Source organism: Martinezella sp. CNPSo 3959 (assembly GCF_057784355.1).
This window is the reverse complement of sequence record NZ_JBXSOV010000004.1, coordinates 72,269-87,464: the sequence shown is the minus strand read 5'-3', so window position 1 is coordinate 87,464 and position 15,196 is coordinate 72,269. Positions and strand designations below refer to the sequence as shown.

General features: G+C 60.5%; 14 protein-coding genes. 2 read left to right on the top strand and 12 right to left on the bottom strand.

The window, feature by feature from the left end; translation table 11 throughout:
* Nucleotides 1-5: 5 nt before the first annotated feature.
* The 7 genes from AC13RE_RS12845 to AC13RE_RS12815 form a co-directional block, all read right to left on the bottom strand.
* A complete protein-coding gene (locus AC13RE_RS12845; protein WP_488563209.1) occupies nucleotides 6-1,064 on the bottom strand; it encodes an enoyl-CoA hydratase/isomerase family protein in 1,059 nt (352 codons plus the stop codon).
* A 39-nt stretch (nucleotides 1,065-1,103) separates the two neighbouring features.
* Nucleotides 1,104-2,699 (bottom strand): GMC family oxidoreductase, encoded by a 1,596-nt coding sequence (locus AC13RE_RS12840; RefSeq protein ID WP_488563208.1) that lies wholly within the window; start codon nucleotides 2,697-2,699, stop codon nucleotides 1,104-1,106.
* 162 nt (nucleotides 2,700-2,861) lie between these two features.
* Entirely contained in the window at nucleotides 2,862-3,845 is a 984-nt protein-coding gene (locus tag AC13RE_RS12835; RefSeq protein WP_488563207.1) for a branched-chain amino acid ABC transporter permease, read from the bottom strand.
* A gap of 1 nt (nucleotide 3,846) precedes the next feature.
* Nucleotides 3,847-4,734 carry a branched-chain amino acid ABC transporter permease gene (locus AC13RE_RS12830; protein WP_015338767.1) on the bottom strand — a complete coding sequence of 296 codons (888 nt, stop codon included), beginning with the start codon at nucleotides 4,732-4,734 and terminating at the stop codon, nucleotides 3,847-3,849.
* A 3-nt stretch (nucleotides 4,735-4,737) separates the two neighbouring features.
* Nucleotides 4,738-5,439: an ABC transporter ATP-binding protein gene (locus tag AC13RE_RS12825; protein ID WP_488563206.1), complete on the bottom strand. Its 702-nt coding sequence runs from the start codon at nucleotides 5,437-5,439 to the stop codon at nucleotides 4,738-4,740.
* Between the two features lie 2 nt (nucleotides 5,440-5,441).
* Nucleotides 5,442-6,224 (bottom strand): ABC transporter ATP-binding protein, encoded by a 783-nt coding sequence (locus tag AC13RE_RS12820; RefSeq protein ID WP_488563205.1) that lies wholly within the window; start codon nucleotides 6,222-6,224, stop codon nucleotides 5,442-5,444.
* A 15-nt stretch (nucleotides 6,225-6,239) separates the two neighbouring features.
* Nucleotides 6,240-7,448, bottom strand: coding sequence for an ABC transporter substrate-binding protein (locus AC13RE_RS12815; protein WP_132715791.1), 1,209 nt, complete (start codon nucleotides 7,446-7,448; stop codon nucleotides 6,240-6,242).
* Between the two features lie 171 nt (nucleotides 7,449-7,619).
* Between AC13RE_RS12815 and AC13RE_RS12810 the strand changes: the two genes are divergently transcribed.
* Nucleotides 7,620-8,546 (top strand): LysR family transcriptional regulator, encoded by a 927-nt coding sequence (locus tag AC13RE_RS12810; RefSeq protein WP_488563204.1) that lies wholly within the window; start codon nucleotides 7,620-7,622, stop codon nucleotides 8,544-8,546.
* 14 nt (nucleotides 8,547-8,560) lie between these two features.
* Here the strand turns inward: AC13RE_RS12810 and galE are convergent, their stop codons facing one another.
* The 4 genes from galE to AC13RE_RS12790 all read right to left on the bottom strand — a co-directional run bounded on the left by galE (nucleotide 8,561) and on the right by AC13RE_RS12790 (nucleotide 12,560).
* Nucleotides 8,561-9,598 carry a UDP-glucose 4-epimerase GalE gene (galE, locus tag AC13RE_RS12805; protein ID WP_488563203.1) on the bottom strand — a complete coding sequence of 346 codons (1,038 nt, stop codon included), beginning with the start codon at nucleotides 9,596-9,598 and terminating at the stop codon, nucleotides 8,561-8,563.
* Nucleotides 9,599-10,004: 406 nt separating this feature from the next.
* Nucleotides 10,005-11,171 (bottom strand): pyridoxal phosphate-dependent aminotransferase, encoded by a 1,167-nt coding sequence (locus tag AC13RE_RS12800; RefSeq protein WP_488563202.1) that lies wholly within the window; start codon nucleotides 11,169-11,171, stop codon nucleotides 10,005-10,007.
* A gap of 145 nt (nucleotides 11,172-11,316) precedes the next feature.
* On the bottom strand, nucleotides 11,317-11,742 hold the full coding sequence (gene mscL, locus AC13RE_RS12795) for a large conductance mechanosensitive channel protein MscL (RefSeq protein ID WP_112608065.1): 426 nt from the start codon (nucleotides 11,740-11,742) through the stop codon (nucleotides 11,317-11,319).
* A 251-nt stretch (nucleotides 11,743-11,993) separates the two neighbouring features.
* Nucleotides 11,994-12,560 (bottom strand): TetR-like C-terminal domain-containing protein, encoded by a 567-nt coding sequence (locus tag AC13RE_RS12790; RefSeq protein ID WP_488563201.1) that lies wholly within the window; start codon nucleotides 12,558-12,560, stop codon nucleotides 11,994-11,996.
* Between the two features lie 136 nt (nucleotides 12,561-12,696).
* Here AC13RE_RS12790 and AC13RE_RS12785 point away from each other — a divergent pair, with 136 nt between their 5' ends.
* A complete protein-coding gene (locus AC13RE_RS12785) occupies nucleotides 12,697-13,929 on the top strand; it encodes an MFS transporter (RefSeq protein WP_488563200.1) in 1,233 nt (410 codons plus the stop codon).
* On the opposite strand, the gene AC13RE_RS12780 is transcribed toward AC13RE_RS12785, so the two are convergent.
* Complete coding sequence (locus AC13RE_RS12780) at nucleotides 13,905-15,176, bottom strand: hypothetical protein (RefSeq protein WP_488563199.1); 1,272 nt, start codon at nucleotides 15,174-15,176, stop codon at nucleotides 13,905-13,907. The two genes, AC13RE_RS12785 and AC13RE_RS12780, sit on opposite strands and share 25 nt — an antisense overlap.
* Nucleotides 15,177-15,196 lie beyond the last annotated feature (20 nt).

Genomic DNA, 15,196 nt, shown 5'->3' with positions numbered 1-15,196 from the left:
ATCGGTTATCTTGCGAAAAGCGGTGGCTGCGCCGGTATGAAGAAACGGTCGATGGCATCCGCCGTCACTTCGGAAAGGCTCGCCGGAGACCATTTCGGATTGCGGTCCTTGTCGATGACGGCGGCGCGCACGCCCTCGTAGAAATCGTGATTATACAATATGCCCTTGCAGGCGCCGAGTTCACGATTGAGGCATTCGGCCAAATCGACGCTCGTTCGCCCTGCCCTGAGCAGCCGCAAGGTCAGCTTCAGGCTGGTCGGCGAGCGGCTGGCAATCACGCTTGCGGCTTCTGCGGCAAATTCTCCCGGTTCATCCGCCAAAGCCTTCAGAATTTCCTCCACCGTGTCTGCCGAAAACGCCCGGTCGATCACCTCTCGGTTTGCCGCGAGCCGGCTTTCGCCGGCATCTACAGCCATCGTTTTGATGAGGGCGTGCACGTCTGCGGCAGAGGCCGCAGCGGGCAGCACGGCTATCGCATCGATGAGGGCTGGCAATGCGGAGGATGCCACACGATGATCGGCAAAACCGGCGTGGATAACATCGGCTGCGCCGACGGTCTGTCCGGTCAGACCCATCCAAGTGCCGGCCTCCCCCGGCGCGTGCGGCAGGAGCCAAGTGGCACCGACATCAGGGAAGTAGCCGATGCCGGTTTCGGGCATGGCAAGGCGCGTGCGTTCGGTGACGACGCGATGGCTGCCATGGGCCGACAGACCGACGCCGCCGCCCATGGTAATGCCGTCCATCAACACGACATAGGGTTTGGGATAGCGCGAGATGGCATGGTTGAGCAGAAACTCCTCGCGCCAGAAGATTTCCGCTTCATCGGTGCTTTCCTTGCCGCTCCGATGCAGCAGGCGGATATCGCCGCCTGCGCAGAAGCCGCGTTCCCCCTCGCCCAGGACGATGACGCTGGCGATCGCAGGATCTGCGGCGAAATCCTCCAGGGCCGGCGCAATGACCCGCACCATTGGCAATGTCAGGCTGTTCAGCGCCTTCGGGCGGTTAAGTCTGACAATGCCCGCCGATCCGCGCCGCTCGATGATGACTTCATCCGTGCTATCCATGCAAATCTCCTGTCCGTGCTGCCAGCCATGAATAGGGCTTCATCTGTTGTCGGCAAGGATCATTTCGGCTGCCTTCTCGGCGATCATGATGGTTGGTGAATTGGTGTTGCCCGATGTGATCGACGGCATGACGGAGGCGTCGGCGATACGCAGCCTTGCCAATGCTCTGAGCCGCAAGCGGGGGTCGACGACGCTTTGCCCGTCGCCGCCCATGCGGCACGTACCGACCGGATGGAAAATCGTCGTGCCGATATCGCCGGCAGCGCGCTCCAGATCGGCATCGGTCTCATAGGCCGGCCCCGGCTTGAACTCCTCCGGGCGGAACCGGGCGAAGGAGGGCTGCGCCACGATCCGCCGCGTCAGGCGAATGGAGCGCACGGCGATATCCCGGTCGCGAGCTGCGGAAAGATAGTTGGGGCTGATGGCCGGTTGGAGGGCGAAATCGGGGCTGCGCACATGCACCGAGCCGCGGCTTTCAGGGCGGAGATTGCAGACACTTGCGGTTATCGCTGGAAAGGGATGAACGGGATCACCGAACCTGTCGAGCGAGACCGGCTGCACGTGATATTGCAGGTCCGGCGTTTCCTTGTCCGGCCCGGAGCGTGTGAAGATACCGAGCTGGCTCGGCGCCATCGCCATAGGGCCTGAACGGCGAACCAGATATTCGAGGCCGATCGCCGCTTTGCCGAACAGCTTCGTCGCCTTCTCGTTCAACGTGGGCACGCCGGTCACCTTGTAGGCAAGGCGAAGCTGCAGATGATCCTGCAGGTTTTCGCCGACGGACCGAACCTCGCGCACGACCTCAATACCGGCTCTACTTAACACCTCGCCATGGCCGATTCCCGAGAGCTCGAGAATGTGCGGCGAGCCGATGGAGCCGGCAGAGAGCACCGTTTCCTTGGTGGCATAGACGCGCTTCGCCACGCCGTCATGTTGGAATTCGACGCCGGTCACGGCATCCCCCTCGACGATCAACCGGCGGACCTGCGCCTTGGTATAGACGGTGAGATTGCCGCGCTTCATGGCCGGGCGCAGGAAAGCTTTCGTGGTGTTCCAGCGAATGCCGGAGCGCTGGTTGACGTCGAAATAGCCGGAACCTTCGTTGTTGCCGCGATTGAAATCAGCCGTTTCTGGGATGCCAGCCTCCTTGGCGGCTGCCTGGAAGGCATCGAGCACGGCCCAGCGCACGCGCGCCTTCTCCACCCGCCATTCGCCGCCGGCGCCATGCATCTCGTCCTTGCCGCGATAGTGATCCTCGGACTTGACGAAATAGGGCAGCACGTCGTCCCAACCCCAGCCGGCGCAGCCGAGCTGGCGCCAGAGATCATAGTCACGCGCCTGGCCGCGCATATAGATCATGCCGTTGATGGAGGAGCAGCCGCCGAGCACCTTTCCGCGCGGATAGTTCAGCGACCGGCCATTCAGCCCCGCTTCCGGCGATGTGGTGAAGCACCAGTCGGTGCGGGGATTGTTGATGCAATAGAGATAGCCGACCGGGATGTGGATCCAATGGTAATTGTCGTTGCCGCCGGCCTCCAGCAGCAGCACCCTGTTGTTGCGGTCGGCCGAGAGCCGGTTGGCGAGCACGCATCCGGCACTGCCGGCACCGATGATGATGTAGTCGAAGCGATCCATTCAAGAGACTCTGTCGTCCCCCTCTCCCCGCATGCGAGGAGAGGGTTAGGGTGAGGGGCGGGAAGGCTCGGCAAATTCCGTATTCGCAGGAATAAGTGCAGGCCCCTCATCCGCCCTTCGGGCACCTTCTCCCCGCCTGCGGGGAGAAGGAAACTCAAATCGCTAGCGCCGATATTCGAACCCCAGCTTCCGTCCCAGCCGCGAGGCATAGAATTCGCCAACGACGCCGCGGCGGAAGAGCAGGACGCAGACCATGAAGACGATGCCGGTGATGATGGTGACGGGGAATTCGGAAGTCGCCAGGTAGTTTTCCAGCGTCGCCACGAAGCCCGCACCGAAAATCGGGCCGATCAGCGTGCCGATGCCGCCGAGGAGCGTCATAAGGATGACTTCACCGGACATCTGCCAGGCGACGTCGGTGAGCGTCGCGAACTGGAAGACCAGCGCCTTGACCGCTCCTGCAAGCCCGGCGAGCGCCGCCGACATGACGAAGGCGCCGAGCTTGTAATGCGCGACGGAATAGCCGAGCGAGATCGCCCGCTGTTCGTTCTCGCGGATCGACTTCAGGATCATGCCGAAGGGCGAATTGATGAAACGCCAGATGATCAGCACGCCGATCAGAAACACGGCGAGGACGAAATAATACATGTTCAAAGAGTTGCTGAGGTCGAGGACGCCGAAGAGATAGCCGCGCGGAACCGACTGAATGCCGTCCTCGCCATGGGTAAATGCCGCCTGCAGGCAGAAGAAATAGAACATGTATGAGAGCGCCAGCGTGATCATGGCGAAATAGATGCCTTGCCTCCGGATGGCGACGAAGCCCATGACAAGACCGAGCAGCGAGGCCCCGGCAACGCCGATCAAAATGCCGAGCTCAGGCGGCAGGCCCCATTCCTTCACGGCGTGGGCGGTGAAATAGGCCGCGCCGCCGAAGAAGGTGGCATGGCCGAAGGAGAGCAGGCCGGCATAGCCGAGCAGCAGATTGAAGGCACAGGCAAACAGCGCGAAGCAGAGCACCTTCATGACGAAGATCGGGTAGATGAAGAACGGCGCCCAGATCAGGCCGACGAGGCCGACAACCAAAAGCAGCTTCTGCACGGAAAGCTTCGGACGCTCCTTGGAACTCAAGCTGATTAATCCAGCCATATCACGCCTCCCGACCGAAGAGACCTGCAGGCCTCAGAAGCAGCACAATTGCCATGATCACGAAGATGACGATATTCGAGGCTTCAGGATAGAAAACCTTGGTGAGGCCTTCGGCAATCCCAAGCATATAGCCTGTGACGATCGCGCCCATGATCGAGCCCATGCCGCCGACGACCACAACGGCGAAGACGATGATGATCATGTTCGATCCCATCAGCGGCGAGACCTGGTAGATCGGCGCGGCCAGCACGCCGGCAAAGGCGGCGAGCGCGACGCCGAAACCGTAGGTGAGCGTCAGAAGCACCGGCACGTTGACGCCGAAGACCTGCACAAGTGTGGAATTTTCCGTCGCCGCGCGCAGATAGGCGCCGAGCTTGGTCTTCTCGATCAGCAGCCAGGTGCCGATGCAGACGACCAGCGAGGCGATGACCACCCAGCCGCGATAGACGGGCAGGAACATGAAGCCGATATTCTTCGCGCCCGCCAGCTCCGTCGGAACGGCATAGGGCTGGCCGGAGGAGCCGTAGAGATAGCGGAAGGTTCCTTCGATGGTCAGCGCCATGCCGAAGGTGAAAAGCAATCCGTAGAGCGGATCGATCCTGTAGAGCCGGCGCAGGCAGAGCCGCTCGACCAGAGCGCCGAACAGGCCGACGATCAGCGGCGCGAGAACGAGGGCCGGCCAATAACCGATGCCGGCATAGGCAAACAAGAGATAGGCGGTGAAGGCACCGAGCATATAGAGCGCACCATGGGCGAAATTGATGACCCGCAACATGCCGAAGATGATCGCCAGGCCGAGGCTCAGCAACGCATAGAAGGAGCCGTTGATGAGGCCGATCAGCAATTGACCGAGAAGCGCCTGCGCGGGGATGCCGAATATCGTCGTCATGGCTCAGACCCCCAGAACCTTGTGCAGCATATCCATGCGCTCTGTGAGTTCGCCAACGGGGAACTCCGAGACCATCTGGCCGTGATCCATCACATAGAAGCGATCGGCGATGCGGCTCGCAAAGCGGAAATTCTGCTCGACGAGCAAGATGGTCATGCCGCGGCCTTTCAGCTTCTGCAGGACTTCGCCGATGCGCTGGACGATGACGGGCGCGAGACCCTCGGTGGGTTCGTCGAGCAGCAGCATGCGGACGCCGGTGCGCAGGATGCGGGCCATGGCGAGCATCTGCTGCTCACCGCCGGAAAGCCTGGTGCCGACGCTGTTGCGCCGCTCATGCAGGTTGGGAAACAGCTCGAAGATCTCATCGAGCGTCATACCGCCTGCTGCGACGACCGGCGGCAGCATCAGGTTTTCATAGACGCTGAGCGTCGAGAAGATGCCGCGTTCTTCCGGCACGAAGCCGATGCCCTGATGCGCAGTCTTGTGCAGCGGCACCTGCATCATGTCCTTGCCGGCAAACGCGATCCTGCCCTTGCGGGCACGAACGATGCCGACGATCGTGCGCAGCGTCGTCGTCTTGCCGACACCATTGCGGCCGAGGATGGTGATGGTCTCCCCCTCGCCCACACGCATATCGACACCGTGCAGAATATGGCTTTCGCCATACCAGGCATTGAGGCCCTGAACGTCGAGAAGCGGCGCCATCGTCAAGCCTCCTCCGTGCCCATATAAGCTTCGCGGACGCGCGGATCGCGGCTGACCGTCGCGTAATCGCCCTGAGCCAGGATCTCGCCGCGCTGCAGCACCGTGACATGATGGCAGATATCGGCAACGACGGAGAGATTGTGCTCCACCATGAGCACGGCCCTGTCGCGCGCGACGTCGCGGATGATGGCGGAGACCGTGTTTACATCCTCCAGCCCCATGCCGGCCATCGGCTCATCGAGCAGCAGCACCTTCGGATCGAGCGCGAGCGTGGTGGCAATCTCCAGCACGCGCTTGCGGCCATAGGAAAGATCGGCAGCGACGGCATTGCGCTCCTTCGAAAGGCCGACGGAGGCAATGAGCTGTTCGGCGCGGGCATTGAGGCTGTCGAGGGCCGATAGCGGGCGCCAGAACTGATGGGCGAGATTGCTCGGCCGCTGCAAGGCGACGCGGACATTGTCCAGCACCGTCAGATGCGGGAAGACGGCGGAAATCTGGAAGGAGCGCACGAGGCCCATGCGCGCGACCTTGTCAGGTCTCGTCTTGGTAATATCGGTCCCGAGCAGTGTGATGGTCCCATGCGTCGGCTGCAGGAACTTGGTGAGAAGGTTGAACACCGTCGTCTTGCCGGCGCCGTTCGGGCCGATCAGCGCGTGGACCTGGGCATGATGTACGTCAAGATCGACATTCTTGACGGCGGTGAAGCCGCCGAAGTCGCGGCGCAGTCCCCGGGCGGACAAAACCACCCGGGGCTCTTCATGCAGATGTGTCGCGGACATCGCCATGGGCCGGTCCGTGTCCTATTGCTTGACGAGGTCGCAGCCGCTCTTGGCCGGATCGATATAGGCTTCCTTGCCGGGGATCGTTGCCAGCACGTTGAAATAATCCCACGGCTCCTTGCTCTCCTCAGGCTTCTTCACCTGAAGCAGATACATGTCGTGGATCATGCGGCCGTTGGCGCCGACCGTGCCGCCGCGGCCGAAGAAATCATCGACCGGCATTTCGTGCAGCTGCTTGGCAACGGCGTCGGTATCATCCGTGCCGGCCTTCTGCACGGCCTTTAGATACTGCATCACGGCGGAATAAGTGCCGGCATGGATCATGTTCGGCATTTTGCCGGTACGGGCAAAGAAGCGCTTGCCGAACTCGCGGCTCTTGTCGTCGAGGTTCCAGTAGTAGCCTTCCGTCAGCGTCAGCCCCTGCGCCGCCTGCAGGCCGAGGCCGTGAACTTCTGCGAGCGTGAAGAGCAGTGCCGCCAGATGCTGGCCACCCTGGGTGATGCCGAATTCGGAGGCCTGCTTGATGGCGTTGGAGGTATCGAGGCCGGCATTGGCAAGACCGATCACCTTGGCGCCAGACGACTGTGCCTGCAGCAGGAAGGATGAGAAATCATTCGTCGACAGCGGATGGCGGACGGAGCCCAGGATCTTGCCGCCGCTTGCCTTGACGAAATCGCCGGTCTGCTGCTCGAGCGAATAGCCAAAAGCATAGTCTGCCGTCAGGAAGAACCAGGTGTCGCCGCCCTGCTTGACGAGCGCGCCGCCGGTGCCGACAGCGAGAGCATGCGTGTCATAAGCCCAATGGAAGCCATAGGGCGAGCATTGCTTGCCAGTAAGATCGGTGGTCGCAGCACCTGTGACGATGTCGATCTTCTTCTTTTCCTTGCCAACCGCCTGAACGGCGAGCGCGACCGAAGAGGTCGTCAGCTCCATGATGGCATCGACCTTGTCCTGGTCGTACCATTGGCGGGCAATGTTGGAGGCGATATCCGGCTTGTTCTGGTGGTCGGCATCGACGATCTCGATCGGCACGCCGAGAACCTTGCCGCCAAAATCCTCCGCGGCCATCTTGGCGGCCGCTACCGATGATTTCCCACCGAAATCCGCATAGACGCCGGACTGGTCGTTGAGGATGCCGATCTTGACGACACCATCGGACGGGCCAGCGGCGAAAGCCGCAGTGCTGGCTGCAAGCAGAAATGCAAGTGACGCAATAAGACTCTTTCGCATATCCTCTCCTCCCAGAGATTTGGCAAAAACGAATCTGTTCAAAATTGGCCAGCCGCTTTCCTCAAAACGGCTTTTCCCACCGCCAAGATCACGGAATTCGCGCGTTGACGCAAGTCGCGATTGCAATTAATTCCAAACAAGGTCTGTTCATTTTTGAACAGAGGAGGATGCATGAAGCGTACGCCGCACTTTACCTGGGACGATTTGCAATTTTTCCTCGCCGTTGCGCGAACGGGGCAGCTTTCCACCGCGGCGCGACAATTGCGCAGCAGCCACGCCACGGTCTCGCGGCGCATTGACCGACTGGAGTTCGCCTTGAAGGTCAAGCTCTTCGAGCGCAATCCACGCGGTTACATGCTGACCAGCATGGGGCAGCGCTTCGTCGATACGGCCGAGCATATGGAGCAGGAGACCGAACGTCTCCGCGCCGATCTATCTGCGGGGTCGGCAGCACAACGGGGTGTCGTGCGCATCAGCGCGCCGGAGGGTTTTTCAAACTTCTTCTTCACCGGCGTCCTGCCGGAATTCACTGCGAAACACCCGAATATTTCGCTCGAGCTGATCACCATTCAGCAGATCATGTCGCTCTCGCGCAAGGAGGCCGATATCGTCGTGGTGCTCGACCCGCCGAAGGCCGGGCCCTACTTCACCGAGAAGCTCACCGACTATCACCTCCAGGTCTACGGATCGCGCAACTACCTCGCCCGCCATCCGCCGATCGAAAGCCGTGACGACCTGCCGGACTTCGCCTTCATCGGCTATATCGAGGACATGATTTTTGCGCCCGGCCTGGATTATCTCGATGACGTCCACCCCCGCATCAGGCCGCAATTCCAAAGCTCAAGCATCTTTGCGCAGCTGACGGCGACCAAGAATGGCCAGGGGCTGTGCGTGCTACCGTTTTTTATCGCCGGCAAGCATCCCGATCTGCAGGTGGTTCTGCCGCATGAGGTGGATCTCAGGCGCCATTACTGGATCACCTGCCACCGCGACCTGCGCCAATCGCCACGCGTGCGCACTGTCATCGATTTTCTCGCGGAAGCCGTGCGCAAGAATGCGCCGGCTTTTCTTGGTCCCTGGAGACGCCCGGAAAGCTGAGATCGTCAGTCGCGTTACAGCATGCTTGGAGCGGCGTAGATCCTGCTGACGCCCGCCGCGTCGAAGCCCGCACGTTCGGCAAGGCGAAACTCCCAATCAAGCGACGAGCGCACGATCATTTCCAGATCATTGTATTTCGGCGTCCATCCCAATTCGCGACGAGCAAGCGTCGCATCGGCGACGATACTGGCCATATCGCCGGCGCGCCGGGGAGCGATGTGGATGCGGAAGGCACGGCCGTAGACGCGCATGACCATGTTGAGCACATCCAGAACCGAATAGCCCTGGCCGTAGCCGCAATTGGCAACCAGTGAGCGGCCGTCTTCGCGCAGATGCCGCAATGCCATCAGATGCGCTTCGACGAGATCGCTGACGTGGATATAGTCGCGAACGCCGGTGCCGTCATGCGTCGCATAATCGGTGCCGTAGATATCAACCTGACCGCGGCGGCCGAGGGCGGCCTCGCAGGCGACCTTGATGAGGTGGGTAGCGCCGTTGGTCGACTGACCCGCCCTTCCCTCGGGATCGGCGCCGGCCACGTTGAAATAACGCAACGCCACATAGCGGAAATCATAGGCAGCAGCGGCATCGCGCAGCATCAGCTCGGACATCAGCTTGGATTGCCCATAGGGGGATTCAGGCCGCAGCGGCGCATCCTCGCCGACCGGCCTGTCCGCCGGCTGCTGGCCATAAACAGCGGCGGTGGACGAAAAGACGAAATGGCGGATGTCGGCCCTGATGGCGGCGCTCATGAGGATGCGGGTCTTGCCCGTGTTGTTTTCGTAATAGGCAAGAGGATCCTCGATCGATACGGGGACGACGGCCGAGCCAGCGAAGTGGATGATGGCCTCTATGTTATTCTCGGCGAAAATCTGATGCAGGAGCGCTTCATCGGCGATATCGCCGAGATAGAAGCGGGCAGCCGGCGGAACGGCCCAGCGAAAGCCCGTGGAGAGACGATCGAGGACAACAACGTCCTCTCCCGCGTCCAGCAATCTCCACACCATGTGGCTGCCGATATAACCGGCCCCGCCCGTCACCAAGACAGTCATTCTTCGCGTCCCCGCCAAGTCTTACCGCCTCCATATGAGGCCGCTTCCCCTGCGAAATTGGTTAAAAGCAGGAGGTCTGCTGGGAAAGATTGCGGGAATGGTTAGAGGGGGCTTTCGCGGATCGATTGCATTTTATGGATCGGCTCTATGGTGCGCTTAGAGAATGCGCCCCCCTCTGTCACTTCGTGACATCTCCCCCACAAGGGGGGGAGATCGTTGGGAGTTTGCCGCACGCTCTGCATGAACAATAAAGCTTTGGCTCAACAGATATGATGTTGGTTGAGTGTGAGAGGCTACCGCGAGTTTCCAATCTCCCCCCTTGTGGGGGAGATGTCGCGATAGCGACAGAGGGGGGTATCAGGACCGGCCAAAGCGAACGCTGCTAGTTGCAGCGCGCAGGTCGCTCCTACAAACTCAAAATATACCGGCTCAACCGCTCCGCAGCATCCGCCACCTGCACCGGATCGCGCAGGAAGCAGGCGCGCATGAAGAGCTCGCCGCCTAACCCGAAAGCCGTCCCAGGCGCGAGGCCGACCCCGGTCTTGTCGACGATGTCAATGGCGGCCTTGCGGCTGTCGGTCACGCCATCGATCTTCAGGAAGGAGTAGAGCGCGCCATCCGGCTTCAGCGTCTGCACGCGATTGGTGGCGATCAGCGCGTCGCAGAGGATATCCCGCGAGCGAGTGGCCTTCTCGATATTGGAGCGGACGAAATCATCGCCCTCGTTCAAGGCCGCAACCGCGCCTCTCTGCATGAACTGCGCAACGCCCGAGGTCGAATATTGCACGAGGTTTTCGATCACCTGCCCGAGCTCAGCGGGTGCGACGATCCAGCCAACACGCCAACCGGTCATCGACCAGTTCTTCGAGAAGGAATTGACGAACAGGATCTTGTCGTCGGCTTCCTTGACGTCGAGGAAGCTCGGCGCGCGGCCGCCGGCATAGTAGTAGAGCGCATAGATTTCGTCGGCCATGATCCAGAGATCGTGCTTGCGCGCTAAGGCGAGAATATCGCTGAGATCCTGATGGGTCGCCGTCCAGCCTGTTGGATTGGATGGGCTATTGATGAACAGGCCCTTGGTCTTCGGCGTAATCGCCGCTTCCAACCGATCGAGATCGAGCGACCATTTACCATGGTCGAATTGTAAGGGTACGGCGACGGAGCGAGCGCCTGCGATCTCGAGCGCAGCGGCGATGTTCGGCCAGGCTGGGGAGAAATAAACCATCTCGTCGCCGGGAGCGGTGATGGCCTGCACGGATAGCTGAATCGCCTGCATGCCGGAGCCGACGACATAGAAGTTCTCCATCGGCAGCGAGGTGCCGAAATGCCGGCCATAATAATCGGCGAGCGCCTGGCGCAGTTCCGGAATGCCGCGTTGCCAGGTGTAGAAGGTCTCGCCGGCGTTGAGCGAGGCCATGGCGGCACGATTGATGAAATCCGGCGTCGGCAGATCGCCCTCGCCGACCCAGAGCGGCAGCAGGCCCTCACGGCCACGGGCATAATTGACCACTTCGACGATCCCGCTTTCGGGCGCTGCAAGCGCGCGCGGGCTGAGGCTATTCAATATCGACATGCAAAGTCTCCGGTTTCCGCCTTCATAAAGCAGAGCGGCGGACAAATCCCATGACTTTGCCTTAGTGACCAATCGATTTTGGTGATGAATAAAGCCCCAGTCCTCGCATGGACCGGGGCTTGCAAAAAGAGTCGAGCAAAGCGAGTCAGCGCTTGGCGAGAAGGTCGCGGATCTCCGTCAGCAACTGGACATCAGCCGGCGGCGGTGCCGCTTCGGCGACCTTGTCATCCTTACGCTCGACTTGCGCACGCAGCGCGTTGACGCCCTTGACCATCAGGAAGATGATCCAGGCGAGAATGAGGAAATTGATGAGGACGGTGATGAAGCTGCCGTAGGCAAGAACCGCGCCCTGGGCACGGGCCGCAGCGAGCGTCGGTGCGTTGACACCGGAGGCGAGGCCGATGAAGTAGTTCGAAAAATCGAAGCCGCCGAAAATCGCGCCGACGATCGGCATGATGATATCGTCAACCAGCGATTTCACGATGCCGCCGAAAGCGCCGCCGATGATCACGCCGACCGCAAGGTCCATGACGTTGCCTTTAGCGATAAATGCCTTGAATTCATTAAGCATTGAGCAGTCCCCTTCGCGTTGCCGTTGAATTCGCTCTTAATAATTAGCACCATCTTTTTCCTTATTTTTCAATAGGAAATTGACCTGGGAGCTTGCCCAGGCATGCATATCCCATGATAATTTCGCCACTTAAGCAACTTAAAGGTGCATATATTCTGCAACTTGTTCGTCAGTTGCGAGCAACCAAGCCGAAGCCGCTGGATGTACCCCAGGGGATCTCGGGTGAGTCATTCGGCATTGTCGGCCGCGCTTCAAGCGCTGACCACACTCTCCCGCATCACCTTCGCGACGAGCTTGCGAACGTAGTGGGGATCGGGCGCCTGGTCGAAGAGAATGCGATAGATGATCGGTGAGATGACGTGATCCATCAGCTCCGCCAGGGCCGGAAAGGGCTCGCCAGCTGCCTCCGCCCGCGCAATGAACACGCTCAATTGACAGCGTGTATAGGTGCAGCATTTTTCGGCGTTTGCGTTATCGGACACCGCGAGAACATCGCGCAGCAGCTGCCGTCCGACTCCCGAAGCCATTTCATCGGCATATTGCTCGACCCAGGCTTCCAGATCCTCGCGGGCGCTGCCGATCCTGGCGGGCTCGCCTTCGGGCTGCAGGCGCGAGGCGGCAACATCCGCCAGAAGCTTTTGAAGGTCGCCCCAGCGGCGGTAGATCGTCGACGGCGTGACATTGGCGCGCTGCGCGATCAGGGGGATCGTTACATCGGCGCGATCCATGGTTGCCAGCATGTCGCGGACGGATTGATGCACGGCCGCCTGCACTCTGGCGCTGCGCCCGCCGGGGCGGGGATTTTCTCTATAGCCCATAAGCCCTTGCCAATTTTCCCTTTTTGCGGATCGCGAATGACCAAAGGCATCCACTAACGCAAATTATTTGCTTTTATACGCCAGGCACCCTATATCCGCCTAACGCAATCTTTTAGCTTTAGGTAGGATATAGTCGATGACCGAACTCGATTCCACCGCCAGCGCTCCGATTTCACCCGCCAGACGCCTGGCGCCGTACTATTATGCCGCAACCAGCGCCTTGTTTTTGGCTGCCTCATCCGCACCGACGCCTCTCTACCGCCTTTATCAGCAGGCCTTCGCCTTCTCGCCGGTGCTGCTCACGGTGATCTTCGCCGTCTATGCCTTCTCCCTTCTCGCCGCACTGCTCATCGTTGGCTCGATTTCGGACCATCTCGGGCGCCGACCGGTGATCTTCACATCGATCCTCCTCAATATGGTGGCCACAGCGCTATTTTTAATGGCTCGAGGTCCGGATTGGCTTATTGCCGCCCGCATCGTGCAGGGCTTTGCGACGGGCACCGCCATCAGTTCGATCGGCGCCGCCCTTGTCGATCTCGATCCGATCAGGGGATCGATCACCAACAGTCTTGCCCCGCTTGCCGGCATGGCGATCGGCGCGATCGGCACGAGCCTGCTGATCCAGTTCGCGCCGGCCCCGACCGTGCTCGTCTATATCGTCACGCTTGCCCTGCTGACGCTGCAAGCCGCGCTGCTATGGATGGTGCCGGAAACAACGAGCCGACGGCCCGGCGTATTCGCATCGTTGAAGCCGGAAGTCGCCGTTCCCAAGCAGGCACGCCGGACACTGCTGGCGCTGACGCCGATCAATATTGCCGTCTGGGCGCTTGCCGGCTTCTATCTGTCGCTGGTGCCTTCGCTGGTCAGCGCGACGACCGGCAGCACGGCGCCACTGGTCGGCGGCTCCGTGGTCGCAGCCTTGACGATCAGCGGCGCCGCCGCCGTCTTCCTGCTGCGCCGGAGATCCGCCACCGTGATCATGAAGTTCGGCATACCGACCATGAGCCTCGGCATACTGACCATCATCGCCGGCATGCATGCGGCCGAAGTGTCGATCCTCGCGCTCGGAACTCTGATTGCCGGCTCGGGCTTCGGGGCAGCTTTCCTCGGCACGGTGAGAAGCATCATGCCGCTGGCCAAGCCCGACGAGCGCGCCGGGCTGCTTTCGGCCTTCTACATCCAGAGCTACCTTGCCTTCAGCGTCCCCGCCATCCTGGCAGGCTTCCTGTCGAAAGCGCTTGGATTTGCCGAAGCCGCCGACATCTACGCGGCGGCAATCCTTCTGCTTATCGGCTGGGGTGTCGTTGCGTTGAGGGCGGGGCAAGAGAAAGCAGTTGAGCGAGGTCAAGCCGGGCAACGCAGCCAGTAGCGCTTGAAGACTTCGATACCAGTGCCGTACGGCTCACGCGTCTTGCCCCACGCGCTGGTTGCGCTTTCCACCAAAGTATCCTCGTCAACGGGAACAAGATTAACCGGCAACGCTGACGATAAAGCCGCCCGACGATACCACGCGATAGCCTCCTTTCGCTGCCGCTCAGCGATGACGCTTGTCCCACCGACAGGCGGAACATGGAAACGTTCCGCATGCTGCTTCACGTCCAGCATCGGATCGTGAAGTGGTACGCGCAAAAGCTCGCGATCGCCCGCAAGCCGCAGTTCAAATTCATCCTGCGCCGCCGGCACCGGACGGTCTTCCGAAGAGGAGGTATCTGCAACATGCGCCGTCAGGATCGGCAGGGGCTGATGCTCCGCCTTCATTTCGATACGGCGGATGTGGCAGAAATCCGAGACCGTTCTGTTCCTGATATCGGACCGGGAGAGTTCGTCGACTATTGTCCAAGCACCTTGCATTTTCTGCACGAAAGGTACCGATCCATCCGCGCCATAGGATAGAAACGCGGCCTGTGCTGTCATTCTTTTCTTCATCGTATTCACGAGCTGAATATTTCGCGCGTTTCTCGCGCTATCTTCCGGGTCGCTGAGGCATCTCACCCAGAAACTCATCCTGGAAGGTTCTGCCGTGTTTGTAATGACGACGACATCATTACTGAGCGGCAAGATGCCTCCCTCTTGAACGCTCCTTTGCATCAGCAGTCCGCGCTGAAGTGCCATCGCTGCGTCCGTGGATTTATCGAGACCGAGCCGTTGCATCTCATCTTGAACGTTGGATATCCAATAGAAATTGCCACCACCTGTCAGACGCAGCTCAAACCGACTTGAGCCCTCCCGGCCGATCCAGCCGTCAAAGATCGAATTGCCCGAGCGAGGTTGGTTGAAATGCGTTCTTATACCCGCGCACAGCATTTTCGGAGCGTCTGCGGGAACATCGTCGGGATAGAAATCCGGCGGTATATTGGCCCAATCGCCGGGCAGTATCTTGAAGATGGTTTGCGGATTCAAATCCGGGCCGACGTCGAACGCCCGCATCAGCCCATCGGTGATCGCTTGCAGGCGCGCGCCGGCACTCAGCTCAGCTGGCTTGGAGGGCGCGACCGCTGCATCCTGAGCCAGGAGCGGCGATGACAAGAACGCCCCGTAGGCCAGCCATGCCAGTACGGCAAGGGCGACATGGCCCCACCGCCCAGTCAAAAACATCCAGACTGCTTTCAGCGACATCTATCGACCTATCATTGTTG